At 63.9% G+C, this 23,723-nt stretch carries 21 protein-coding genes; 10 read left to right on the top strand and 11 right to left on the bottom strand.

What is annotated here, in order from left to right; genetic code table 11:
• Nucleotides 1-27: 27 nt before the first annotated feature.
• From ACWHVV_RS02405 to speB, 4 genes are all read right to left on the bottom strand, one after another.
• Entirely contained in the window at nt 28-1,476 is a 1,449-nt protein-coding gene (locus ACWHVV_RS02405) for an aldehyde dehydrogenase family protein (protein ID WP_447927914.1), read from the bottom strand.
• Between the two features lie 9 nt (nt 1,477-1,485).
• On the bottom strand, nt 1,486-3,108 hold the full coding sequence (locus ACWHVV_RS02400; RefSeq protein WP_447927913.1) for a 5-guanidino-2-oxopentanoate decarboxylase: 1,623 nt from the start codon (nt 3,106-3,108) through the stop codon (nt 1,486-1,488).
• A gap of 10 nt (nt 3,109-3,118) precedes the next feature.
• A complete protein-coding gene (locus tag ACWHVV_RS02395) occupies nt 3,119-4,501 on the bottom strand; it encodes a YjiH family protein (protein ID WP_447527685.1) in 1,383 nt (460 codons plus the stop codon).
• Nucleotides 4,502-4,608: 107 nt separating this feature from the next.
• Nucleotides 4,609-5,559 (bottom strand): agmatinase, encoded by a 951-nt coding sequence (gene speB, locus ACWHVV_RS02390; protein ID WP_447927912.1) that lies wholly within the window; start codon nt 5,557-5,559, stop codon nt 4,609-4,611.
• A gap of 206 nt (nt 5,560-5,765) precedes the next feature.
• Here speB and ACWHVV_RS02385 point away from each other — a divergent pair, with 206 nt between their 5' ends.
• From ACWHVV_RS02385 to ACWHVV_RS02355, 7 genes are all read left to right on the top strand, one after another.
• On the top strand, nt 5,766-7,178 hold the full coding sequence (locus tag ACWHVV_RS02385) for a sigma-54 interaction domain-containing protein (protein ID WP_447927911.1): 1,413 nt from the start codon (nt 5,766-5,768) through the stop codon (nt 7,176-7,178).
• Nucleotides 7,179-7,269: 91 nt separating this feature from the next.
• The gene (locus tag ACWHVV_RS02380) at nt 7,270-8,394 is read left to right on the top strand and encodes an ABC transporter ATP-binding protein (RefSeq protein ID WP_447927910.1); all 1,125 of its coding nucleotides are present in this window, start codon (nt 7,270-7,272) and stop codon (nt 8,392-8,394) included.
• Nucleotides 8,395-8,409: 15 nt separating this feature from the next.
• On the top strand, nt 8,410-9,687 hold the full coding sequence (locus tag ACWHVV_RS02375; RefSeq protein WP_447927909.1) for an ABC transporter substrate-binding protein: 1,278 nt from the start codon (nt 8,410-8,412) through the stop codon (nt 9,685-9,687).
• A gap of 70 nt (nt 9,688-9,757) precedes the next feature.
• Nucleotides 9,758-10,642, top strand: coding sequence for a carbohydrate ABC transporter permease (locus tag ACWHVV_RS02370; protein WP_447927908.1), 885 nt, complete (start codon nt 9,758-9,760; stop codon nt 10,640-10,642).
• 13 nt (nt 10,643-10,655) lie between these two features.
• Nucleotides 10,656-11,495 carry a carbohydrate ABC transporter permease gene (locus ACWHVV_RS02365; protein WP_447927907.1) on the top strand — a complete coding sequence of 280 codons (840 nt, stop codon included), beginning with the start codon at nt 10,656-10,658 and terminating at the stop codon, nt 11,493-11,495.
• Nucleotides 11,496-11,576: 81 nt separating this feature from the next.
• Nucleotides 11,577-13,697 carry a DNA helicase RecQ gene (gene recQ, locus ACWHVV_RS02360; protein ID WP_447927906.1) on the top strand — a complete coding sequence of 707 codons (2,121 nt, stop codon included), beginning with the start codon at nt 11,577-11,579 and terminating at the stop codon, nt 13,695-13,697.
• 39 nt (nt 13,698-13,736) lie between these two features.
• Nucleotides 13,737-14,021, top strand: coding sequence for a YrhK family protein (locus ACWHVV_RS02355; RefSeq protein WP_447927905.1), 285 nt, complete (start codon nt 13,737-13,739; stop codon nt 14,019-14,021).
• Here the strand turns inward: ACWHVV_RS02355 and ACWHVV_RS02350 are convergent, their stop codons facing one another.
• The 4 genes from ACWHVV_RS02350 to ACWHVV_RS02335 are packed head-to-tail and all read right to left on the bottom strand — an operon-like array spanning nt 14,022 to nt 17,592.
• Nucleotides 14,022-14,567 (bottom strand): YgjV family protein, encoded by a 546-nt coding sequence (locus ACWHVV_RS02350; protein WP_447927904.1) that lies wholly within the window; start codon nt 14,565-14,567, stop codon nt 14,022-14,024.
• Nucleotides 14,568-14,594: 27 nt separating this feature from the next.
• Nucleotides 14,595-16,070, bottom strand: coding sequence for a PhnE/PtxC family ABC transporter permease (locus ACWHVV_RS02345; protein WP_447927903.1), 1,476 nt, complete (start codon nt 16,068-16,070; stop codon nt 14,595-14,597).
• The gene (locus tag ACWHVV_RS02340) at nt 16,070-16,723 is read right to left on the bottom strand and encodes an ATP-binding cassette domain-containing protein (protein WP_447927902.1); all 654 of its coding nucleotides are present in this window, start codon (nt 16,721-16,723) and stop codon (nt 16,070-16,072) included. The genes ACWHVV_RS02345 and ACWHVV_RS02340 overlap by 1 nt, the downstream gene beginning before the upstream one ends.
• 2 nt (nt 16,724-16,725) lie before the next feature.
• The gene (locus ACWHVV_RS02335; protein ID WP_447927901.1) at nt 16,726-17,592 is read right to left on the bottom strand and encodes a putative selenate ABC transporter substrate-binding protein; all 867 of its coding nucleotides are present in this window, start codon (nt 17,590-17,592) and stop codon (nt 16,726-16,728) included.
• 192 nt (nt 17,593-17,784) lie between these two features.
• Between ACWHVV_RS02335 and ACWHVV_RS02330 the strand changes: the two genes are divergently transcribed.
• Genes ACWHVV_RS02330 through ACWHVV_RS02320 form a run of 3 tightly spaced genes read left to right on the top strand, consistent with a single transcriptional unit; the run spans nt 17,785 to nt 21,499 of the window.
• A complete protein-coding gene (locus tag ACWHVV_RS02330) occupies nt 17,785-18,762 on the top strand; it encodes an ABC transporter substrate-binding protein (protein WP_447927900.1) in 978 nt (325 codons plus the stop codon).
• The gene (locus ACWHVV_RS02325) at nt 18,762-20,468 is read left to right on the top strand and encodes an ABC transporter permease (RefSeq protein WP_447927899.1); all 1,707 of its coding nucleotides are present in this window, start codon (nt 18,762-18,764) and stop codon (nt 20,466-20,468) included. The genes ACWHVV_RS02330 and ACWHVV_RS02325 overlap by 1 nt, the downstream gene beginning before the upstream one ends.
• Nucleotides 20,456-21,499: an ABC transporter ATP-binding protein gene (locus ACWHVV_RS02320; protein WP_447927898.1), complete on the top strand. Its 1,044-nt coding sequence runs from the start codon at nt 20,456-20,458 to the stop codon at nt 21,497-21,499. Before ACWHVV_RS02325 ends, ACWHVV_RS02320 begins: the two co-directional genes overlap by 13 nt.
• Here ACWHVV_RS02320 and ACWHVV_RS02315 read toward each other — a convergent pair.
• From ACWHVV_RS02315 to ACWHVV_RS02305, 3 genes are all read right to left on the bottom strand, one after another.
• Nucleotides 21,496-21,684 (bottom strand): DUF1289 domain-containing protein, encoded by a 189-nt coding sequence (locus ACWHVV_RS02315; protein WP_447927897.1) that lies wholly within the window; start codon nt 21,682-21,684, stop codon nt 21,496-21,498. The two genes, ACWHVV_RS02320 and ACWHVV_RS02315, sit on opposite strands and share 4 nt — an antisense overlap.
• A 35-nt stretch (nt 21,685-21,719) precedes the next feature.
• Nucleotides 21,720-22,868, bottom strand: coding sequence for an MFS transporter (locus ACWHVV_RS02310; protein ID WP_447927896.1), 1,149 nt, complete (start codon nt 22,866-22,868; stop codon nt 21,720-21,722).
• Between the two features lie 142 nt (nt 22,869-23,010).
• Nucleotides 23,011-23,631, bottom strand: coding sequence for a cyclodeaminase/cyclohydrolase family protein (locus ACWHVV_RS02305; protein ID WP_447927895.1), 621 nt, complete (start codon nt 23,629-23,631; stop codon nt 23,011-23,013).
• Nucleotides 23,632-23,723: the final 92 nt, after the last annotated feature.

The raw sequence follows: 23,723 nt of genomic DNA, 5'->3' as shown, positions 1-23,723 counted from the left end.
AGTACTCCCTTATAACCACGTTAAAGATCAAGCCCCCGGCCCGACCACGTGCTTCACCTCCAAATAAGCACTCAACCCCCAGGGCCCTAGCTCGCGGCCGATGCCGCTTTGCTTGAAGCCGCCCCAGGCGGTTTCGGGCAGCACCAGTTGCTCGGTGTTGTACCAGATGCTGCCGGCCTTGAGCGCACGGCCGATGCGTTTGGCGCGCTCGACGTCGCCGCTGATCACCGTGGCCGCCAGCCCAAAGGTGCTGTCGTTAGCCAGTTCGATGGCCTCCGCCTCGCTTGCCACGCTGCGCGCGCAGAGCACGGGGCCGAAGATTTCCTCCTTCCAGAGCCGGCTTGTGGGCGGCACGTCGCGATAGAGCGTAGGCGCGACGAAGTAGCCTTGCTCCGGCAGCGTGTAATGGGTTTTATCGCGCACGACCGTCAGGCCTTCCTGGGCGGCCACGTCCAGGTAGGCGTTGACGGTCTCCCGCTGTCGGGCGCTGGTGAGCGGCCCCAGGTCAGTATCTTCCAAGCGCGGGTCGCCCAGGGTCAGCGCGTCCATGCGCGTGGCGAGTTCGTCGTAAAGCGCCTCGGCCACACGTTCGTGCACCAGCAGGCGCGAGGTGGCCGAGCAGATCTGCCCGGCGTTGAAATAGATGCCCGCCATCACCCAGTCGGCGGCCTGAGCGGGGTCGGCGTCGTCCATCACCAGAATGGGCGATTTGCCGCCCAGCTCCAGCGAGACGCCGGCGGCGCGTGCGCTGGCCGCCTTCATCACCGCCTCGCCCACGCGGTTGCTGCCGGTGAACGAGACCTTGCCCACGTCCGGGTGGCTCGCAAGCGGCGCGCCGATGCCTTCGCCATCACCGTTCAACAAATTCAAGACGCCTTCGGGCAAGCCAATTTCCAGGGCGATCTCCGCCAGCGCCTGTTCGGGCAGCGGTACGATTTCCGAAGGTTTCAGTACGGCGGTGCAGCCGGCCGCCAGCGCCGGCGCCAGCTTCCAGGCACTGGTCACCAACGGAAAATTCCAGGGGGTGATCAGCCCGACCACGCCAGCCGGATCAAAATAAGTGCACGCCTCGACGCCGTCCATTTCGACCGCCACCCGCTCGCCCTGGCTGGCGTCCAGCGCGCGGGCTTGCCCGGCGTAGTAGCGGTAACAAGCGATCGCGTCGTCCAGGTCGATGCCGGCTTCCATCAAGGGCTTGCCGTTGTTGGTGGCGCTGAGTTCGATGAGTTCCGCGCGCCGCGCTTGCAGTGCCTCGGCGAAGCCTTCGAGATACGGTGCCCGCCCGGCGCCGCCCAGCGCCTGCCAGGCGGGCTGGGCGTTTCGGGCCGCCACCACGGCGGCGTCCACATCCGCGGCTGCCCCTGCCGTTACCTGGCCGATCACCTCTTCACGGTAGGGGTTGAATACCTCGAGTAGACGACTGCCAAGAGAAGTCACCCACTGGTTATTGATGAACTGCTGATCGAGCGTCTTCATAAGTATCCTTTACTGGGTGCAGGCGTGATGCCAAGCGGCGGCGTCGATTTCGATGAGTAGCGGGCCGGCAGGGTTGCGCTTAATCAGGGCGCGGGCGAGCGCCTCGGGCGACTCGACCCGGACGCTTGCACAGCCAAACCCGTCGGCCAATGTCAGAAAATCCGGCGCCTGAAGATCCACGCCGAGGCGCGCCACGCCGTGGGCGTCCATGTAGCGGCGAATTTCTTCATAACCGGCGTTGTGCCAGAGCACGATGACGACGGGAATCTGCGCTTCGACGGCGGTGGCGATTTCCGAAAGCGTGAACATCACCCCGCCGTCGCCCACCAGCGCGACTACCGGCAAATCCGGCCGGGCAAGTTGAGCGCCCAGCGCCGCTGGCAGCCCATACCCCAGGGTGCCGTAGCCGGTCGAGGCGTTAAAGTAGCGCCGCGGCGCGGGCTGGCTCACCAAGTGATTGCCCGCGTAGACCGGCGCGGTGGAATCCCCCACCAGCACCGCCTCGGGCAGGTGCTCGGCAAGGGTTTGATAAAGCGGCACGAAATCGCTGAACGCCGGATCATTGGCAAGATCGAGCGCGGCCCATGCGGCGGCGGTTCGCGCGACGCCCCCGCGCTCGTGCGCCTCGGGGAAGTGTTCCAAAAGCAGCGCCAGGCTACGCCCGGCATCGCCCACCAGGCCCAGCGCGGTCGCCTGGTTGCGCACGAGCTGCTCCGGGTCCAGGTCGATGCGAATCAGCGTGCCGTCAAGGCGAAAACCGTCGTCGAACACCACATCAAAATCGGTTTCGCCAAGCTCAGTGCCGACGGCCAGAATCACGTCCGCCTCGGCGGCAAGCTTACGCACCGGGGGGAGCGCGGCGTTGGCGCCCAGGTCCAGCGGGTGGTCGCGCCCTAAAAGCCCCTTGGCGTTGATGGTGGTCACCGTCGGCGCGTCGAGCCGCTCGACCAGAGTGCGGGCCGCATCCGGGGCGGCAACACAGCCGCCCCCCAGCAGCACCAGCGGTTTTTTTGCCGCGTTTAGCAGGCGCGCCGCCTCACCCAGCCCTTCCGGGTCCGGCGCGGCGCGATAGAGCGTTGGCGCCCGGCCATGTTTTGGGGCCGTCACCGGCGTATCGAACAAGTCGATGGGGATCTCGATATGCACCGGGCCCGGGCGGGCGCCGTTAAAGACGGCGAAAGCGCGGGCGAGTACCTCGGGCAGCGTCGAGGCGTCCATCAGCGTATGACTAAAGCGCACCACGCCGCTGACCAGCTGCTGTTGGCTTGGCAGCTCGTGAAGCCGCCCTTGCCCCATTGCCAGGGTATCGCGGCGGTTGACGCTCGAGATCACCAGCATGGGAATGGAATCCGCCAGGGCCTGGCCCATGGCGGTGGCAATATTGGTCATACCGGGGCCGGTAATGATCAAGCACACGCCAGGTTTGCCGCTCGCCCTGGCGTAACCGTCGGCCATAAAGCCCGCGCCCTGCTCGTGGCGTGGCGTCACGTGCTGTACACCGCTGCCTTCTAAGCCGCGGTAAAGCTCCACCGTGTGTACGCCGGGAATACCGAAGAGCGACTCGACCCCGTAGGTATCGCGTAGCAGGCGAATCAAAAGCTCGGCGCAGGTCATCGTTTGAAAATCCTTCATGAGCTATGCCTCAAAAGAAAAACGTATGCGCCATGAAGGCGATGATGGGGAGCGTGATCGCGGTGCGCAGCAAAAACACCACCGCCAGCTCCCAGAGCGCGATGGGGATTTTCGATTTCAGCAGCAGCGCGCCGATCTCGGACATGTACACCAACTGCGTCATGGAAAGACACGCGATTACGAAGCGCGTGAGTTCGCTGTCGATATTGGTAGCCAGTACTGCAGGCAGGAACATATCCGCAAAGCCGACCAGCGTGGCCGGAGCCGCGGCCTGGGCTTCGGGAATGCGCAGCAGCTCGAGCACCGGCACCATCGGGTAGGAGAGCCAGGTAAAGAGCGGCGTGAACTCGGCAAGAATCAGCGCCACGGTCCCGATGGCGAACACCAGCGGCAACAGCGTGAGGAAGATATCGATCACGTTGATCAGCGCCAGCCTGGCAAGCGCGACCGGCCCCGGGGCACCGGCGGCGCGGCGGGTGGCCTGTAAAAGGCTATAGCGAAAAAGCCCCGCCTTGCCGGTATTCTCCTCACTGATTTGGCAGCCCACCGGCGCGTAGTAGTCGTTGGCTTTCAACGAAAGCGGCGGAATGCGCGAGACGATGATCGCGGCGACAAGCCCGGACACCACCACGGTGAAATAGAACGGCACGAACAGGTGGTTGATACCCACGAAGTTGGCCACCAGCAGGCTGAAGGCAATGGAGGCCACGGAGAAATTGGTGGCGATCACCGAGGCCTCGCGGCCGTTGTAAAAGCCCTGCTCGTACTGCTGGGACGTAATCAGCACGCCCACGGTGCCGGAGCCCATCCAGGAGGCCGTGGCGTCGATGGCGCTACGCCCGGGCAGGTTGAAGATGATCCGAAACGGCTTGCGCACCAGGCTTCCGATAAACTCCATGAAGCCGAACTCGACCAGAAACGGCAGCAAGATCGCGGCAAAGAAGAAAAACGTCAGCAGCACCGGCGCCAAATCGTCGAGCATCACCCCGCCGGTGAACGAGGCGGTGACGAACTCAGGCCCCACCTGAAAGTAGGTCATCACCACGAAAACGGCGCCCAGAATACGCAGCGCCACCCAGATCGGGCCGACGTTGAACATATCGCCGAAGTGGCCGCCACGCGCCCAGGCCGGGTTGGCCGTCTTCACGTACAGGGTCACCACTACCGACACGCACAACACCAGCATGGCTATCAAGGGAAGCGCCTGACCAAGCAGCGCCTGTAAGCCATCGGCCATCATGCCCATGCCGATATTGACCGACTCCCCGGTTTGAAACGGCACCAGAAACAGCAAGACGCCGATGACTGAGGGAATCAGAAACTTGAGCAAATGGCTTCGAGGGATGGGCCCGTTTGACGCAGCCTCGTCGCGTGTCGTTTGAGATTCAGACATAGAGTTCACCTGTTGAGAGTGCTTATTGGAGGTGGGCTGGCGGCGTGGGAGGCTTAGCCTCCCTTTGTTATCTATTGTTTTAATCGAGCGTCATCGGCGCCGGGCACTTACTCGCCCCGCTTGACCCCCGGCAGCACACAGAGCATCTCGTACAAGAGCGTGGCCCCCATCAGCGCGGTATTGCCGCTGGTGTCGTAGGGTGGTGAAACTTCCACCAGATCGCCGCCGACGATATTGAGCCCCGCCGCCCCGCGCACGATCTCCAGGCCCTGATGGGAGGTGAGCCCGCCCATCTCCACGGTGCCGGTGCCCGGTGCCACGGAGGGGTCGAGCCCGTCGATATCGAAGCTGATATACACCGGCGTATCGCCTATCTGCGCGCGTACTTCCTCCATTAGAGGCGCAAGCGACTGGTACCAGCACGCCTCCGCCTGGACGACGCGAAAGCCCTGATCCCGGCACCAGTCGAAGTCCTCGGCCGAGTAACCGGTGCCGCGCAGGCCGATCTGCACCACCTTCTCTTTCGCCAGAAGCCCCTCTTCCTGAGCGCGGCGAAAGGTCGTGCCGTGGGCGATCTCTTCGCCGAACATGTGCTCGTTGACGTCCGCGTGGGCGTCGATATGAATCAGCCCCACCGGGCCGTGCTTTTTGGCCATGGCGCGCAGAATCGGCAGCGTCATGGTGTGATCGCCACCGAGGGTCAGCGGCACGCAGTCGTGGCGCAACACGTCGTCGAAGAACGCCGTGATGATGTCGACGCTCTTGGGCAGGTGGAAGGTGTTGATCGGCACGTCGCCGATATCCGCCACCTGCAGATACTCAAAAGGCGCGGCGCGGGTCGCCATGTTGTAGGGGCGCAGCATGCGTGATTCATCGCGGATCTGGCGCGGGCCCATGCGTGTGCCGGGGCGGTTGGAGGTCCCGATATCCATGGGAATACCGATGAAGGCCGCGTCGAGCCCTTGGGCACTTTCCTGGGTGGGCAGGCGCATCATGGTGGCCGGGCCGCCAAAGCGCGGCACGCTGTTACCGCCCAGCGGCTGGTTGAACTCGGACATTAAAACCTCCTGTCGTTATCGAGACGGGCTTTCAAAAGCCCTCTTTGGCTACGCGTTACCTTGATACTGCATTTAACGTGCCAAACGCTGGAATCCCTTGAACGGGGCTTTTGGAGCCCAATCGATGCAAAAATGACTTATAAAGGCGTAGCATTGAGTCATATATGCATTGACCAAGTCATATTCGGTTCAAACAAGGAGACCGGGTGGAAGATATCGATCGGCACGTGCTCAACACCATCGTGGAAACCGCCAACGACCACTTCTTCATCGTCAGCGCAAGCGGCCAGGTACTGGATATCAGCCCCGGGGTCGAGGCGGTGTACGGCATGTCGCGGGATGAACTGCTCGGCAGCAACGTCAAAACCCTCGAACAAAACGGCACCCTCAAGCCCTCGATCAGCCTGGAGGTCATGCGTACTCACCGCGCTGCTCAGCTGATGCAAACCACCGGCACCGGGCGGCGGGTGATCGCCGAGGCGCATCCGGTGCTGGTGAACGGCAAGCTCGAGCGCATCATCAGCCGCTCCCGGGATTTAACCGACCTACAGCTTCTTCAGGACGAGTACGCGCTGCTGCAAAAGCGCTTCAACGAACACATCAAGCGCGACCGCAACGGCGCGACCCCCGACGACCGCGCGCTGGATAGCGCTTTGGAGCACCTACAGGTGCGAAGCCCCGCGATGCGCGAGGTGGCGCGTCTGCTTAAACGCGTTGCGCCCTCGAGTGCCAACGTGCTGATGCTGGGCGAGTCCGGCGTGGGCAAGACCGCTTTCGCCCGGCAGCTCCACCGCTGGAGCGCGCGGGGTGAAGGCGCGTTCATCGAGGTCAACTGCGCCGCCATTCCGGAAAACCTGTTCGAGTCCGAGATGTTTGGCTACCAGCCCGGCGCCTTTAGCGGCGCCGCCCGCCAGGGCAAGGCCGGGCTTTTGGAGCAGGCCGAGGGCGGCACGCTGTTTCTCGACGAGATCGGGGAGCTTCCGCTGTTGATGCAGACCAAGCTTTTGAAAGTGATTCAGGACGGTAAGCTCACCCGGCTGGGCGACACCCGCGCGCGTCGGGTGGATTTTCGCCTGGTGGTGGCCACTAATCAGGACCTGGCGCGCCGGGTGCAGGAAGGCGCTTTCCGGCTGGATCTTTACTATCGCCTCAACGTCATTCCCGTGACATTGCCTCCGCTTCGCGAACGCCGCGAGGATATCCCCGGCCTTGCCGAAGCGTGCCTGGCGCGGCTGAACGCCCACTACGGGCGGCAGAAATTTCTGGGCAATTACGTCTGGTCGACGCTAATGGGAAGCGACTGGCCGGGCAACGTGCGCGAGCTCGAAAATTGGCTGGAGCGTGCCTGGCTTTCGAGCGCCTCTGATCAGATCGATCGGGTCGGGCTTTCACCTCGACCCACCGCCGCCCAGGACGCCCCCTCGCCCCTGGCGGCGCAAAGCGCGCCGCTGGAGGCCGACGAAACCCTGCCGGACTATCTGGCGCGCCTGGAAGGCGAGCTTCTCGAAGGGCTTTGCAAAACCCACACCAGCACCTACGCCATCGCCAAACGGCTAGGCATCAGCCAATCGAGCGTCGTGCGCAAACTAAAGCGCTACGGCCTTGCGGCCAACGGCTGACCTACGCCCACCCCGGAGTGTCACACAACCGCAACACCTTTGACGCAGAGTGATTGACCATCGTCATACCGTTTCGAACGAGTATCGAGTCATGAGCCAATCGCGTATCCGCCTGGAAGGTGTTACCAAACGTTGGGACGCGACCACCGCCGTCGACAACGTCTCCTTTGACGTCACCCCGGGCCAGTTCGTCATTCTGCTAGGCCCTTCCGGCTGCGGAAAATCCACCACGCTTCGCATGATCGCCGGGCTCGAGGACGCCTCCCAGGGCGAGATTCATATCGGCGAGCGCGACGTGACGCGATTGCCGCCGGGGGATCGCGGCCTTTCCATGGTGTTTCAGTCCTACGCGCTGTTTCCCCACCTGAGCGTGGCGGAGAACATCGTCTTCGGCCTCAAGAGTCGCCGCGTCGCTAAAGCCGAGCGCCAGGCCCGGCTCGAGCAGGTCGCAGAGCTCGTCGATTTGACCGCTTATCTCGACCGCAAGCCCGCAAAACTCTCTGGTGGCCAGCGCCAGCGGGTGGCGCTCGCCCGGGCGATCATCTCCGAGCACCCGATTTGTTTGATGGACGAGCCGCTCTCCAACCTGGACGCCCGCCTGCGTAGCGACATGCGCCGCGAGATCAAGACGCTGCAAAGCCGCCTGAAAATGACGGTGATCTACGTCACCCACGACCAGGTCGAGGCGATGAGCATGGGCGACCGGGTCATCCTGATGCAGCACGGCCGCATCGTTCAGGACGCCACGCCGGATGCGCTCTACAACCAGCCGGCGAGCGCCTTCGCCGCCAGTTTCATAGGAAGCCCCGCGATGAATCTACTGCCTTTGGTGGCCGGTGACACCGGCGCCGTGATCGACGGCGACACGACCCTCGTCGCCCCGCTGCAAGCGGCGGGTGGCCAGTTGGGCATTCGCCCGGAAGATATCGAACTACGCCCGGCGGATGCCCCCGGCATCCCGGCAAAAATAGTGAGCGAGGAGTACCTGGGCGCGGACACCATCGTCTACGTGGCGGTGGGCGAGCAGCGCCTGCGCGTGCGCGTCAACGGCAAACCCGCGCTGACGGGCGAGGCCTGCCGGCTTTTCTGGACGCCGGAAAGCGCCCACCTTTTCGCCGAGGACGGCCTGCGCCAAACGCAGCTTTCGCCAAGCGCGTTACCCGGCACACTGCGCCGCGTGTCTCGCCCGCCCCAGGTGGGTTCGTTTCAACACTAAACCCTAGGAGTTCCCATGCGTTTTCGTCTTCCCTTTGCCCCAACGGCCCTGGCCGCGGGTTTGCTCAGCGCCTCCTGCGCCAGCGCCGATGTCGATCTCACCCTGTACTACCCCGTCTCGGTGGGCGGCGCCCTGACCGGCGTGGTCGACAACCTGGTCGAGGAGTTCGAGAGCGAACACCCGGATATCTCGGTGGAGGCGATCTACGCGGGCAACTACGACGATACCCGAGTGCGCGCCACCTCCGCTCTGGAAGCCGGTGACGCCCCGGCGCTTTCGGTGATGTTCTCCATCGATCTGTTCGAGCTCGTCGAGCAGGACGCCATCGTCGCCTTCGATGAGCTGATCGAGACCGACGAAGAGCGCGAATGGCTGGATAGCTTCTACCCGGGGCTGATGGAAAACGGCCAGCTCGACGGCCAGACCTACGGCATTCCCTTCCAGCGCTCCACCATCGTGCTGTTCTGGAACAAGGACGCCTTCGAGGCCGCCGGGCTCGACCCGGACACGCCGCCGGAGAACTGGGATGAAATGGCCGAGATGGCCGCCACCATTCGCGAAGCCTCCAATAACGATCAGTGGGGCGTGATGGTACCCTCCACCGGCTACGCCTACTGGATGTTCCAGGCGTTCGCCTACCAAAACGGCCACCGGCTGATGAACGAAGCGGGCACCGAGGTCTACTTCGACGACCCCGCCGCCGTCGAGGCGCTGGAGTACTGGGTTTCGCTTTCCCAGGAACACGACGCCATGCCCGAGGGCATCATCGAGTGGGGGACGCTTCGCCAGAACTTCATCGAGCAGACCACCGCCATGATGTGGCACACCACCGGCAACCTGACCGCCGCGCGTAACGAGGCGGATTTCGACTTCGGCGTGGCCATGCTGCCCATGAGGGAGCAGCGCGGCAGCCCCACCGGCGGCGGCAACTTCTACATTTTCAAGGACGCAAGCGAAGAAGAGCAGCGCGCCGCGATGACCTTCGTTCGCTGGATGACCTCGCCGGAGCGCGCCGCGGACTGGTCGATCGAGACCGGCTACATGGGCGTGAGCCCCGCCGCTTACGAAACCGAGGCGCTCCAGGCCTACGTCGAGGAGTTCCCGCCGGCGGCGGTCGCCCGCGACCAGCTCGAACACGGCACCGCCGAGCTCTCCACCTACCAGGGCGGGCGTATTCGCCGCACGCTGGATAACGCGGTTCAAGCGGCGCTTACCGGCCAGATGGAACCCGCCGAGGCGCTCGCGCAGGCCCAGCGCGAAGCCGACGGTATCCTGCGCCGCTACGCGCGTTAAATACCGCTTAATGAGTCGTTATCCATAAGCCGGGCCAATGCCCGGCTTTAACCTCTTGGCGGTCTTTCCTATGACGCTCACCGCTCACCGTAAAATGCAGCTCTATGGCGCGCTGTTGCTACTGCCCGCCGCCGTGTTGCTGGGCGTTTTCGCCTACCTGCCCACGATCACCACGGTGATCCAGAGCCTGTTCCTGCCCGGCTTTCGCAATGAGCCGGCCCAGTTCGTGGGGCTGGAGAACTACCAGTACCTGTTCGACGACCCCACCTTCTGGAAGGTGGCGCGTAACAACCTGATATATGCCCTCGGCACCATTCCCACCTCCATCGCGCTGGCCCTCGTCATGGCGCTGTTCGTCAACGGCCGGCTGCCCGGGCGGGGCCTGGTGCGCATGGCTTACTTTACGCCAACCATTTTGCCGATGATCGCCGCGGCGAATATCTGGATGTTCTTCTACGCCCCGCAGATTGGGCTTTTTAACAAGCTGCTGGGCGCGCTCGGGTTTTCCGGGGCGAACTGGCTGGGCGACCCGAGCCTGGCACTGGGCTCGATCATCGTCATGTCGGTGTGGAAAGAAGCGGGCTTTTTCATGATCTTCTATCTCGCCGCCCTTCAAGCGATCCCGCCGGAGCTGAAAGAAGCCGCGGACCTGGAAGGCACCAGCCGCTTTAGCTACTTCTGGCGGGTGACGTTTCCGCTTTTGATGCCCACCACGCTGTTCGTGTTGATCAACGCGCTGATCAACGCCGTACGCGTGATCGATCACCTGTTCATTTTGACCAAGGGTGGGCCCAACAACGCCACCAACCTGCTGCTCTACTACGTGTACGAGAACGCCTTCGCGTTTTTCGACCGCACCACGGCGGCCACGATCACGGTGGTGATTCTCGTCGTGCTCGCCCTGGTGGCCACGCTCAAGTTCACGCTTCTTGACCGCAGGACCCACTACCAATGAGCACTTTTTCCCCATGAGTACGTTGACCGCCGCCGCCCCTCGCCGCCTTGCAGCCGCCGTTTCCCTGGAAACCCTGGCCGCTTGGCTCTTGGCGCTTATCTGGATTTTTCCGCTGCTCTACGCGGTGTGGGCAGCGTTTCACCCGCCGGCGTTCGTGGTGCGCTTCGAGCTGTTCGCGCCGCTCACACTCGATAACTTCGCCACCGCCTGGGGCCAGGCGCCGTTCGGGCGCTACTACCTCAATACCTTTTTGCTGGTCACCGGCGTGGTGGCCGCGCAGTTCGTGGTGTGTACCCTGGCGGCGTTCGCCTTCGCGCGCTTTCCCGTGCCGGGCAAGAACGTGCTGTTCATGCTGGTACTGATTCAGCTATTCGTGTTTCCCGAGGTGCTGATCGTGGAGAACTACCGCCTGGTCAGCGGCCTGGGGCTTCTGGATACCATCACCGGTATTGGGCTGCCTTACGTGGCCAGCGCCTTCGGTATCTTCTTGCTGCGCCAGACCTTCAAGACGATCCCCCGCGAGCTCGAGGACGCCGCCCGTATCGAAGGCTGCAGCTGGCTGGCCGTGCTCTGGAAAGTCTACGTGCCGCTGGCCAAACCGACGTATCTCGCCTACGGGCTGGTATCGATCAGCCACCACTGGAACAACTTCCTGTGGCCGCTGATCGTGACCAACTCGGTGGAGAGCCGCCCGCTCACCGTAGGCCTTGGGGTGTTCTCGGCGCCGGAAACCGGGGTCAACTGGGCCACGGTGAGCGCGGCCACGCTCCTGAGCATCGCGCCGCTTTTGATCGCGTTTTTGCTCTTTCAGCGCCAGTTCGTGCAGTCGTTTCTGCGCGCGGGGATTCGTTAAAGCGTCTGCGGCGAGTATGCGGGCGGGCGTTCACGCGCCGTTTCGTGCGACAATCTGCGCTCACGTTTAGGGAGAGCGAGGATGCACGGCGAATCCAATCCGGTGGCCTTGAAGGTGCTGCAAGAGGTCTTCGGTTTTGAGCACTTTCGCGGCCCGCAGCAGGCCATCATCGACCAGGTAAGCGCCGGGGGCGATGCGCTGGTCTTGATGCCCACCGGCGGCGGCAAGTCGCTTTGTTATCAGATTCCGGCGCTGCTGCGCGAAGGCACGGCGATCGTGGTCTCGCCCTTGATCGCGCTGATGCAGGACCAGGTGGCGGCACTCGTGCAAAACGGCGTGCGCGCGGCATATCTGAACTCGAGCCTCGATTTCCAGGACGCCATGGCGGTGGAGAACCAGCTGCGCGCAGGCGAGCTGGATCTTCTCTACGTTGCGCCGGAGCGGCTGGCGATGCCGCGCATGCAGGCGCTGCTGGACCAGGTACCGATTGCGCTTTTCGCCATCGACGAGGCCCACTGTGTGTCCCAGTGGGGCCACGATTTTCGCCCGGAGTATCGTCAGCTCTCCCAGCTGCACGAGCGTTTTCCGAACGTTCCGCGCATTGCGCTGACCGCCACCGCGGACGTGCCCACCCGCGGCGATATCATCGAGCATCTCAAGCTCCAGGACGCGGCGCTTTTCAATAACGGCTTCGACCGGCCCAACATTCGCTACCATATCGCCGAGAACCTGGGTAACGCCCGCGAGGCGCTCTTACGCTTCATTCGCGATACCCACGATGGCGAAGCCGGCATCGTTTACTGCCTTTCCCGCAAAAAGGTAGAAGAGACCGCGGCCTGGCTCGAGCGCCAGGGGCTGACCGCCCTGCCCTACCACGCTGGCCTGCCCCCGGAGCAGCGCCAGGAACACCAGACCCGCTTTCTACGCGAAGACGGCGTGGTCGTGGTGGCGACCATCGCCTTTGGTATGGGCATCGACAAGCCCGACGTGCGCTTCGTGGCGCACCTGAACCTGCCCAAGAGCATCGAAGCCTACTATCAGGAGACCGGCCGCGCCGGGCGCGACGGCCTGGCCGCGGATGCCTGGATGTCCTACGGGCTCCAGGATGTGATCACCCTGCGCCAGATGCAGCAGGACTCCAGCGCCGGGGACCAGCAAAAGCGCATCGAGCAACAGAAACTCGACGCCATGCTGGGGCTTTGCGAGATCATCACCTGCCGCCGCCAGGCGCTGCTGCGCTACTTCGGCGACCAGTTGGATCAACCCTGCGGCAACTGCGACAACTGTCTGACCCCGCCGGACACCTGGGAGGCCACCGTGGCCGCGCAAAAGGCGCTTTCGTGTGTATATCGCACCGAGCAACGCTTCGGCGTGACCTATCTCGTGGACGTGTTGTTGGGTAAGTCAAACGAGCGTATCGCCCGCTTTGGCCACGACCGGGTCAGCACCTTCGGTATCGGCAATGAGCTTTCCGCCAACGAGTGGAAGGCGCTTTACCGCCAGCTGATCGCCAGCGGCTACCTGAGCGTGGATATCGAAGGCCACGGCGCCATTCACCTGACCGCCAAAGCCAAGCCGGTGCTGCGCGGGGAAGAGGCGCTCACGCTGAGAAAACCCGCGAAAACCAAAGCCACCCGCCGCGGCAGAAGCGGCGCCTCCGCCCAGGGCCACGGCCCGCTGTGGGAGGCGCTACGCCACCACCGCAAAACGCTTGCCGACGAACAAGGCGTACCGGCCTATGTGATCTTCAATGACGCCACGCTTAATGAGCTGACCGAGCAGCAGCCCCTGGACCTGGCGGCGCTGGGCGGTATCACCGGCATCGGCGCGCGCAAGCTCGAGGATTACGGCGAGGGGATATTGGCGGTGATAGACAAGCACCGCGGCAGCGCCCCGGCGGCAAGCGTCGGCGACAGTGCCCGGCAATCCGCCGAGATGCTTGGCCAAGGGATGTCAGTCGACGAGATCGCCTCAAGCCGCGGGATCACCGTCAACACCGTCTACCGCCACCTGGCGGAAGTGATCGAAAGCGGCGCGCTGGCGCTTAGTGACGTGGTGGCGCTGGAACCCGCCGATCTGGAACGCATTCAAAGCGCGTTTCGAGCGCACGCGGGCCAGGGGCTGCGGGCGGTATTCGACGCCCTCGAGGGCCGCTTCGACTACAACGTACTGGCCTGCGTGCGCGCCTCGACGGGCGCCTGATGCGAGTTAGTGCGCACTGATTGAGCAAAGGAAGAAACGATGCGTCAACAACAAGACCCTACCCACCAGGACTGGATACTCACGATCGGGCGGCGCGAACTGGTCATTCACCAACGCTACGAAGCGTTGAGTATCATCAACGACTTCTTGATTGGCCTCTGGTTCGTCATTGGCAGCTTCTGCTTTTTCTATGAAGGCGTGATCCAAACGCTGGGGGTCTGGCTTTTCGTGGTCGGCAGCGTTCAACTGCTTATTCGCCCCTCCATCCGTCTGCATCGCTATATCTACTTCAAGCAGCTCCCCGATACCGATCACGACGCCTGATCAAGGCTCGATCTCGTCGAACGCTTTGGGGTAGCGGCGCTTCGCCTTGATCAGACGCGCGATGGTGATGAAGTTGGTGATCACCACCAGCGCCTCCGCCAGTGTTCCGCCAATCGAGCCGATCAGCAGGTTGTTCATCATCCAGCTAAACGCCGCCAGCCCCAGAAAGACCCGCAGCATGACCCCCCGCAGCAGAAACATGCCAAGCGTGCCCAACAACATCGCCACCACGGCGAACATATCCACGTAGCTTTGCCAGGTCAGCGCCGCTGCCACGGCGCTGGCAACGAGCACACCGGCCATGACCGCAAGGCTTCCGGGGTAGCGCCGGGCAAGCGCAATACGCAGGATCACCATGGCCGTCAGCGCCGCTGCGGTCCAACTACCCAGAAAACCAAACTGCAGCATGAAGGCGACGTTGGCCGAGATGAGCAGCACCATCAGCTTGTCATCGTCTTTATTGGCGAACGCCAGCACGCACAGCACGAGCGCCACCAAACCAAAAAACTGGCCCGCCAGGGCCAGTACGTTCACGTTGTCCAGCATGTCACTCCTCAAGGCCTGCAGGCGGGGTCAGCACTGTTGGCGGTTGATACCGTGGCGCAGGCGCAGGTAGGCCCGCAGGCGGCGTGCCAGCACGTCGACGCCGATGTTGATCAGCGCGGTGATCAAAATCAACACCATCGCGCGATCAAAACGAATTTCCTGGATGGCGGTGTCCACGTAAAAGCCGAGCGTGGCGATACCCAGAATCCCCAGAATCGCCGTTTCCCGCAGGATGATCTCCCAGCGGTAGAACAATAGCGCCAAAAAGGGGCCATAAAGGCGCGGCACCATCTCGAAGGCGTAGCGGTCCATACCTCGCGGCGCGTCCTGCCGCAGCGTTATCTCGTTGCTGCGCCGCCCGATCAGGTGCGCGATGATCCCGCCGTTATGCAGCGCCAACGCCACCACCGCGGGCAGCATGGAAGGCCCCCAGAGCTGGAGCAAAATGAACGCCAGCATGTACTCCGGCGTTGAGCGCATCACCACCAGCACCCCGTGGCCCACCGCGCCGCCCGGGCGGTTCGTGAAATGGCGCGAGATCACCGGATACAGCAAAAGCGCCAGCGCCCCGGTCGCCACCAGCGCGATCTGGGTGAGCAAGAGCGTATTCCAGATGCCCGGCAACGCCTGGTTCACAAAGAGCTGACTGAGCCACTCCCAAAGCGCCCCCAGGCCTTCGCCCCGCCTAAGCGGCGCGGGCACGATATCCTCGGTAAAAAACCGCGTAACGTTCGACCACATGATGGGTAGCCCCGTGCCCAGCAGAAACGGCGCGGCCAGCAGATAAACCGGCAACAGCCGGGGGCGCACCCACCATCTGAGCGTGCCGATCAGCACGTAAAACGTGAGCAAAAGCGCCCCGACCGTCGGGTAGTGGCCCTGGGCGAAGGCCGCCATCAGGTGATAGCCGATGGTCGGCATACCCACGAAACCCAGCACCGCGCTGGAGCGAAGCCCGCACTCGAGCCGGTACGCCGTATAGCTCACCAGATGCGGCCAGGCCTGGCTTACCCGGGCGTAGACGAGTCTCGAGAGCCGCCCGGTTCGGCGCGGCAGCACCTCGCCCGGCAGCGGGTCGGTCTCGTCGAGTATTTCGGCGTACACCTTGGCAAATATGCCCGCGTAGGGGATAGCGATGGCCAGCACCCCGGTAATCGGGTGCAGGCCAAAGCTTTGTAGAAAGATCAGCGCCCAGAACAGCTCGTGGATGGCGCGAATGAAGGCGCTGAAGGTGCGCACCCACCAGTGGTGGAACAAAAGCGCCAGCCCCATACCGGCAAGCGCGCCCACCCCCACGCCCACAAAGGCAAAGGCCACGGTGCGCAACAGCGCCTCGCCAAGCGAGTCGACGGCGGTGAAATCCGGCTGGATCAATCCGAGAAAGAGCTGGCCAAGCGAGCGCCAGGGGTCGTGGGCGCTGATCTCGAAATCACCCAGCAGAAGGCACGCAAGGGCCAGTAGAATAAAGCCCAGCGTGACGCGGGTCGTGGCGCGAAACGGCATCAGTAGAGATCCTGAAGCGACGCGCTACTGAGTGTCTCGCTGGGTGCATCGATCACCACGGCGCCGTTTTTGAGCCCGACGATGCGCGTGCAAAAGCGAAGGGCGAGTTCGAGATCGTGCATCGCCATCACCGAGCACGGGTAGCCCATGGTCAGTTTGCCCATGACCGAGCTTGCCTGGGGGCCATCCAGCGCCGAGACCGGCTCGTCGGCGAGCAAGAGCGCCCCTTGCTGGTAGAGCACTCGCGCCGCCGCCACCCGCTGGCGCTGCCCGCCGGAGAGCTCGCCGCAGGGCGTCCAGCGCTTCTCACTGATGCCGACCTCCTCGAGCAGCGCGACGATCTCGTCGATGTCGCGCTTGAAGGGGTTCGCCAGGGTGGCCAGATTGCGCCACCACCGGTGGCGGTCGAGCCGGCCCATATAGACGTTGTGAAACACCGAGAGCGTATCGACGAGCCCCAGCGCCTGGGGCATCAGCGCCACCGGCTGCGACCGCCAGCGGTCATACATCAGCGACAAGAGCGTGGACTTGCCCGCCCCGCTCTTGCCCACCAACGCCACGTGTTCGCCTTCTGCCACGCTGATCGACAGCGGCCCGAGCACCCGAGTGGCACCATAGTGCGCCTCGGCGTCCTGTAGAACGAAATCGCTCACCCTTACAGCAGGTCCAGCGAGACGGCCACGTCATGAATCGGCTGGAAATCCTCGTTCGAGGCGGGAATGAAGCCCGAGCGCGGGAAGCTCGCCAGCAGTTCCGGGTCGTCCATGTCCAGAAGCGCTTGTTGGAGGCGCTCGGTGAAGCCCTCGCCGAAGCGCTCGTCCACGTCGCCGCGCACGGTCCAGTGGTAATCCGGGTAGGTGGGGGACTCCCAAACGATCTGCACCTGATCCGGGTCGACGTTGCCCTGCTCCACCTCGTTCTCCCAGGCGGTGTAGCTCAAAACACCCGCCTGATACGCGCCGGACTGTACCAGCGATACCGTGCGGCTGTGGTTGCCGCTGTAACCCACGCGGGAGAAGAGCTCATCCGGCGAGGCGCCCAAATCCCGGGTCAAAAAGTACTCCGGCATCAGCCGCCCGGAGGTCGAGCTTTGCGAACCAAAGGTGAAGGTCAGCCCCTCGAGGGCTTCCGGCGCGGTGTCGGATTCCACCGGCTCGATGCCGGTCGAGGCGTTGGCGATGAAATAGCTCTTGTACTCCGGGTCCTCGACGCCCTGGGCGATCGCCTGGGAGCCCGGCACCAGCTCGCGGGCCTGCACGCCGGTGAAACCGCCGAACCAGGCCAGCTGCACCTGGTTGTTGCGAAACGCGGTGACCGAGGCGGCGTAGGACGTGACCGGAATGAAGCGCACGTCGACATCGAGCGCTTCGGAAAGGTAGTCGGCGACCGACTGAAAGCGCTGCTGCAAGCGCGTTTCGTCCTCATCGGGAATGGCGGTGAAGACCAGGGTGTCGGCAGCGGCCAGCGGCGAGGCAAGCGCTAACAGTACGGCCGCACGGGCCAGCAACGGTTGGCGAGACATGAGTACATCCTTTTTGGGTGATAGGAGACCGGCGCTGAGCACGCCGAAGCAAAGCTAACTAGAGCATAACAGCTCTTCGTCATAAATCACGCGGGGCCGCCTCCCCCGGATATAAACGCTTCCTGATGGTGCTGTCACACGCTTGTAAGCAAAAGCGCCTAACGTCATGGAGCCCACTCACTGGAGACTCCCATGCTCAAGCGCTCTCTCTGTCTGGCGGTAGCCCTTTCCGGGGCGACCTTTGGTTATGCCGCCGCCAACGACACGCTGACGCTCTACACCAGCCAGCCCCAAAGCGATGCCCAGCAAACCGTCGACGCCTTCATGGAAGCGAATCCCGACATTGAGGTGGAATGGGTGCGCGATGGCACTACGCGGTTGATGACGCGCCTTCGCTCGGAGCTTTCCGCCGGGGTGAGCAACCCGGACGTGCTCTTGATTGCCGACAGCATGACCATGGAGTCCTTGAAACGCGACGGCCACCTACAGGCCTACGAAAGCCCCGAGCGCGACGCTTTTGATAGTGAGCTTTTTGATCCGGAAGGCTACTACTACGGCACCAAGCTGATCACCACCGGTATCGTTTACAACACCGGCGCCGAGGAGCAGCCGACCAGCTTTCAGGATTTGACCCGCCCGGAATACGAAGGCCTGGTGACCATGCCAAGCCCGCTTTACTCCGGGGCGGCGCTGATTCACATGGCAGCGGTAACCGACCATCCCGACTTGGGTGAGGCGTATTATGAAGCGCTACGCGACAATCGTACCGAGGCGCAAAGCGGCAACGGCGGCGTGTTCAACGCGGTCGCTGCGGGCACCAAGGCCTACGGCATCGTGGTGGACTTTCTGCCGATTCGCGAAGCGGCCAAGGGCTCGCCGGTCGAGTTCGTGTTTCCTGAAGAAGGCGTGAGCGCGGTGACCGAGCCGGTCGCCATCATGGAAGGCGCCGAGAACGTCGACGCCGCCCAAAAATTCGTCGATTTCGTACTCTCCGAGCAGGGCCAGGAACTGGTCAGCCGCCAGGGTTACCTCCCCGCCCGCGCGGACATCGCCCCGCCCGAGGGCTTCCCGGCGCGCGATACCATCGAGCTGATGCCGGTGGACACCGCCCAGGCCCTCGAACAGGAAGAGGCGTTGAAGGCGCGCTTTAGCGAGCTGTTCGGCGGCTGATGCGGGGAACACTCGCCCCCCGCGCCGGTAGCCAAGAGCGCGGGCTATTAACGCTTTTAACGCTTGCCGTGGTACTGCTGAGCCTGGTGCCGAGTGTGCGGCTACTCATCGAGGCGCTGGGGGATCTAACGCAAGGCAGCGAGGCGCCGCTTTGGCGCGTCGTGCAAAGCGGCGCCACCTGGCGCGCGCTTTGGCATAGCGTCTACACCTCCGGGCTTGGCATGCTCATCGCGCTGTTGCTGGGTAGCCTGTTCGCCTTCGTGATCACGCTCACCGATATTCGCGGCAAGGCGGCGCTGGTGTTCTGCTTCATGCTGCCCATGATGATCCCGCCCCAGGTCACGGCGCTCGCTTGGCTGCAGCTTTTTGGCCCGGCGAGCCCGTTACTCAAGAGTATCGGCATGGCCCCGCCTCTGGGCAGCCCCCAGCCGCTCTACTCCGCCGAAGGCATTGCGCTGTTGCTGGGTATTCAAAGCGCGCCGCTGGTCTTTCTGGCGCTGCGTACCTCGCTTTTGTCGCTGCCCCGCGAGCTGGTCGAGGCGGCGCGCATCAGCGGCGCGCGCCAGTCCCAGGTGTGGGGGCATATCGTGCTACCGGTCACTAGAGGCGGATTGATCGCCGGGGCCGCCATGGCGTTCATCTCGAGTCTTGGCAACTTCGGCATCCCTGCCATGCTGGGGATTCCCGCCGGTTACTACGTACTGCCCACGTTGATCTATCAGCGCATGGCGAGCTTCGGCACCGGCGTGCTTTCCGAGATGGCGGCGCTTTCGCTGTTGATCGGCATCGTGGCGCTGGCGGGGGTGGCGCTTCAGCAGCATTTCATGGGCCGTAGCCGTTTTGGGCTGACCGGCCATAGCGGCCGTGCCCACGACTTCGCGCTGGGGCGCTACCGCGCGCTCGTCACCACGCTCCTCGTCGCGGTCCTGCTGGTGATTCTCGTCGCCCCGCTGGCGGCCCTCGTGGTCAGCTCCCTGGTGCCCGCCCTGGGCGTTGCGCTGAATGCGACCACCTTGACCCTTGGCGCCTACGTGGAAATTCTCAGCCGCCAGGGGGTGACCTGGCGGGCGGTGAGCAACAGTTTGTGGCTCGCCGGCGGCGCCGCGCTGGTATTGATGGCGGTGAGTCTGCCGCTGGCCTACCGGCTGCAGCGCCTGCCGCCCAGGCTTCAAAACCTGACCCTAAGCGCGGTGGAGCTGCCCTACGCGCTGCCCGGCGTGGTACTCGCCATCGCCTGCATTCTGCTGTTCGTGCGCCCGATTCCCGTGGTGAACGTGGCGCTCTACGGCACGCTGGGGCTGATTTTTATCGCCTATCTCGCGCGCTTTCTGGTGGTGTGTTTGAAGCCGGTGGCGGCAAGCCTGGCCCAGCTCGACCCCTCGCTTGAAGAAGCCGCCCAACTGGCCGGCGCCGGCCCCTGGCGGCGGCTTGGTACGATTATTTTGCCGCTGGTGGCGCCGGCGCTGTTTGCCGGGGGGCTGTTGGTATTTTTGCTGGCGGTCAACGAACTCACCGTCTCGGCGCTTTTATGGAGCGCGGGTAACGAAACCCTGGGCGTGCTGATTTTCAACCTAGATGAAGGCGGCGAGAGCGTGCTGGCCTCGGCGGTATCGGTGCTGGTGGTGGGTATGGTCGCCACGCTGATGCTCTCGCTGAGCCTGCTGACCCCGCGTCTGCCCAAAGGAGTCGTACCGTGGCAAAGCTGAGCATTGAAGGCGTCAGCAAGTATTTTGACGCGCACGCCGCCGTGGACGAACTGTCGCTGGCCGTGGAACCCGGCGAATTCGTGGCGCTGCTCGGCCCCAGCGGCTGCGGCAAGACCACCATGCTGCGGATGCTGGCAGGCTTCGAGCAGCTCACGCGCGGCGAGATTCGCTTGAACGACACGCTGCTGGCAAGCCCGCGCCATCACGTACCGCCGGAGCAGCGCCAGATGGCGATGGTGTTTCAGTCTTATGCGCTATGGCCGCACATGAGCGTGGCGGACAACGTCGGCTATCCCTTGAAGCTCAAAAAGGTGCGCGGCGACGCGTACCGCCGCCGGGTCGAGCAGGCCCTGGCGTTGGTGTCGCTCGAGGATTACGCCACCCGCACGCCCCAGGAATTGAGCGGCGGCCAGCGCCAGCGCGTGGCCCTGGCGCGCTGCCTGGTGACCGACCCGGCGGTGGTACTGCTCGACGAGCCGCTGGCCAACCTGGATCGCCACCTGCGCGCCGCCATGGAGCAGAGCTTTGCCACATTTCACCGCCGCACCGAGGCCACCCTGGTGTACGTCACCCACGACCAGAGTGAGGCGATGGCGCTGGCGGATCGCATCGCGGTGATGCGCGACGGTAAGCTCGTTCAATGGGCCACGCCGGAGACGCTCTACCGCGAGCCTAAAAGCCAGTGGGTCGCGGGCTTCATCGGTCAGGGCAGCGAATTGGCCGTCGCCGCCGGTGCCCCGGGCCAGCGCCTGGATGAAGCCACGTTGATGCAGGGCCTGGCCGCTTCGCCCGAGGCGCGCACCCAGCCGGTGCTGGTGCGCCCGGAGCACGTTCACATCACCCCCGAAGGCCCCACCGCCTCGGATTTGACCGCTCGGGTCGAGCACCAGAGCTTTCGCGGCGAGCGCTTCGAGCTGCACCTGCGTCTTGCGGATGACAGCACGCTCATGGCCTATCACCCGCACGCGCTCGCCCCGGGTCAGCAGGTGGCGCTCACGCTGACCCAGGGGTGGTGCCTGGAAAGGGATTAGCGCTCATCGCGGGGACGAGCAAGCTTCTTGCGCCGCTGCTCGGCGCGCTCAAGGGTGGCCATTTTTTCCGAGCGCCTCATGGCGGACCACGTACGGATCTCTTCCATACTGCGCCCGCAGCCGATACAGAGCTCACCCTGAAGCTTGCACACGGCGATACAGGGGCTTTCGATCTTCTGAGCCATCAGTGACGCGGACCTCAAACATAAAAAAAGCGATCCTACCGGTATCGTTGCCACGCCAGCAAGGCGATAGGCAACAGCGCCACCGGCAGCAGTAGCGCGTTGAGCGCCGCCCAGCCGAGCGTACTCACCAACGGCCCCGCCAGCAGCGCCGAGAGCGCGACACAACCAAACACCAGAAACTCGTTGGCCGCTTGCACCCGCGCTTTCTCTGCCGGGCGGTGCGCCTGGCTCACCAGCCCCGTGGCCGGCAGGAAGGTAAAGTTCCAGCCAAGACCCAGCAAAATCAACGCCAGGTTGAAGTCGCCGAACCCAAGGCCCCACTGCGCCGACACAGAACTCGCGGCCAGCAGCACGCAGCCCGCCACGATCATCGCACGGGCGCCAAACCGCGCGGTCAGCGGCCCGGTAAAGAACGACGGTGCGAACATCGCCACTACGTGCCACTGAATCGTGCTCGAAACGTGATCGAAAGAGTGACCGGCGTGGGCCATCGCGATAGGCGTAGCGGCCATGGAAATATTCATCACCCCGTAACCCACCATGGCCGAGCCCACCGCCAGAATGAACAGCGGCTGGCGTAAAAGCGTTTTGAGCGGGCGCACCGCGCCCTCGGCGTGGCGCTTTTCGGCCGGCGGCAGTCGCGTCATGCAAAGCACCAGCAGCGCGATGGCGTAAAGCGCCCCCAGGCCGATAAAGCTCCCCAAAAAGGGCACCTCGCCAAGCGCCCGGCTCACCCTGGCAAGCCAAGGGCCTACAAACGCCGCCAGCACACCGCCGCCCATGACCAGCCCGAGCGCCCGGTCGCGCTGGTGAGCGGGTGCGGCTTCGATCGCGGCAAAGCGGTAGAGCTGGCCAAAGCCGATGCCGATACCAATTAACCAGGTCGCCAACATAAACAGCGCAAAGTGTTGGTGCATCAGCGCCTGCACCGCCACGGCCGTGCCAGCAAGTCCAATGACATTGCCCAAAACGAAGCCGCGCTTGCGCCCTAGCTTGCCCATTATGAGCGAAGCAGGAATGGTCGCGCACATCAGCCCAAGCCATTGGCTTGCCACCGGTGCGGTGGCCCAATGAGCGCTCGGCGCCAAGGAGGCGCCAATCAAGGGTGAAACGGCAATAAGCAGGATATTACCGCTGACCAGCAGCGCCTGACACAGCGAAAGTAGTACGACCGTCATGGGCATGCGGCGCCTCCTTGAGGGGGAGAGCCGCAGCCGTGGTGAAACCGCTGACGATAGGCCGAGGGCGAGACGCCGTAGTGGCGCTCCGGCGCGTTAGTCTCCAGCGTCAGGCGGTATAGCGGTGGGGGCTTAACCGATAAGGACATCACGGCGTGAGCGCGAGGACCTGGCGCGCGTCAGCGAGACGGTTTTTTAACGCATCGACTTCCTGCTGCACACGGCGCTTCTCCTCCTCGCTTCCCAGCGCGCCAACGTTGGCGTCGACGTTGAGCAACACGCTTTGAACGGCCGCGCTGAGCAGGTGCGCCCCGGCGGTGGCGTCGCTTTCAAACTGCGCCTCGATATGCGCTGTGATCTTTTGGCCAAGCGCCAGCGCCTCGACGCAGCGCCGGGCGGTTTCCAGCGGCACCTCGACGGCGCGGCTAGCGGCCTTATGAATGGCCTTCTTCCGGGCGCGCTGCTCGTCGTCGGTGTCCTTGGGTTTTTGCAGCGCCGCCATCATCGCCTCGAACGCGGCCACATCTTCGTCGGCCAGCGGCGCAAGCGCCCGCTTGAGCGCCTCGCCTTGTTCGATCAGCGCGGCGCGCGCAGAGCTTGGCTGGTGCTTTTGGCCCAGGTGCAGGCCCTTAAGCATCAGCGCCAGGCCAAAATCCGCCGTCACGCCAGCCGCCGCGCCACAGCCAGGCATGGGCGCGTGGGCCAGGCCGTCGCTAAAGTCCGTCAGGCGTTTTGACCAGAGCCCGGCGTGTTCTGCGTCATGGGTCATGAAAATTCCTTGAGGCGGCCCGCGCGGCGAACTCCCGCGAGGGTATCGGGTCTTATTGAGTGGACTTTTTTAAGGTTACTTCATTTGCCCAG

This window comes from Vreelandella sp. EE27 (assembly GCF_968206495.1).
The sequence above is the reverse complement of the archived record's forward strand: the minus strand, read 5'-3'. Positions and strand labels throughout refer to the sequence as shown.

Coding starts and splice junctions, on each gene's coding strand:
- ACWHVV_RS02405 (WP_447927914.1), bottom strand. CDS start 1,476: ATGAAGACGCTCGATCAGCAGTTCATCAATAACCAGTGGGTGACTTCT.
- ACWHVV_RS02400 (WP_447927913.1), bottom strand. CDS start 3,108: ATGAAGGATTTTCAAACGATGACCTGCGCCGAGCTTTTGATTCGCCTG.
- ACWHVV_RS02395 (WP_447527685.1), bottom strand. CDS start 4,501: ATGTCTGAATCTCAAACGACACGCGACGAGGCTGCGTCAAACGGGCCC.
- speB (WP_447927912.1), bottom strand. CDS start 5,559: ATGTCCGAGTTCAACCAGCCGCTGGGCGGTAACAGCGTGCCGCGCTTT.
- ACWHVV_RS02380 (WP_447927910.1), top strand. CDS start 7,270: ATGAGCCAATCGCGTATCCGCCTGGAAGGTGTTACCAAACGTTGGGAC.
- ACWHVV_RS02375 (WP_447927909.1), top strand. CDS start 8,410: ATGCGTTTTCGTCTTCCCTTTGCCCCAACGGCCCTGGCCGCGGGTTTG.
- ACWHVV_RS02370 (WP_447927908.1), top strand. CDS start 9,758: ATGACGCTCACCGCTCACCGTAAAATGCAGCTCTATGGCGCGCTGTTG.
- ACWHVV_RS02365 (WP_447927907.1), top strand. CDS start 10,656: ATGAGTACGTTGACCGCCGCCGCCCCTCGCCGCCTTGCAGCCGCCGTT.
- recQ (WP_447927906.1), top strand. CDS start 11,577: ATGCACGGCGAATCCAATCCGGTGGCCTTGAAGGTGCTGCAAGAGGTC.
- ACWHVV_RS02355 (WP_447927905.1), top strand. CDS start 13,737: ATGCGTCAACAACAAGACCCTACCCACCAGGACTGGATACTCACGATC.
- ACWHVV_RS02350 (WP_447927904.1), bottom strand. CDS start 14,567: ATGCTGGACAACGTGAACGTACTGGCCCTGGCGGGCCAGTTTTTTGGT.
- ACWHVV_RS02345 (WP_447927903.1), bottom strand. CDS start 16,070: ATGCCGTTTCGCGCCACGACCCGCGTCACGCTGGGCTTTATTCTACTG.
- ACWHVV_RS02335 (WP_447927901.1), bottom strand. CDS start 17,592: ATGTCTCGCCAACCGTTGCTGGCCCGTGCGGCCGTACTGTTAGCGCTT.
- ACWHVV_RS02330 (WP_447927900.1), top strand. CDS start 17,785: ATGCTCAAGCGCTCTCTCTGTCTGGCGGTAGCCCTTTCCGGGGCGACC.
- ACWHVV_RS02325 (WP_447927899.1), top strand. CDS start 18,762: ATGCGGGGAACACTCGCCCCCCGCGCCGGTAGCCAAGAGCGCGGGCTA.
- ACWHVV_RS02315 (WP_447927897.1), bottom strand. CDS start 21,684: ATGGCTCAGAAGATCGAAAGCCCCTGTATCGCCGTGTGCAAGCTTCAG.
- ACWHVV_RS02310 (WP_447927896.1), bottom strand. CDS start 22,868: ATGCCCATGACGGTCGTACTACTTTCGCTGTGTCAGGCGCTGCTGGTC.
- ACWHVV_RS02305 (WP_447927895.1), bottom strand. CDS start 23,631: ATGACCCATGACGCAGAACACGCCGGGCTCTGGTCAAAACGCCTGACG.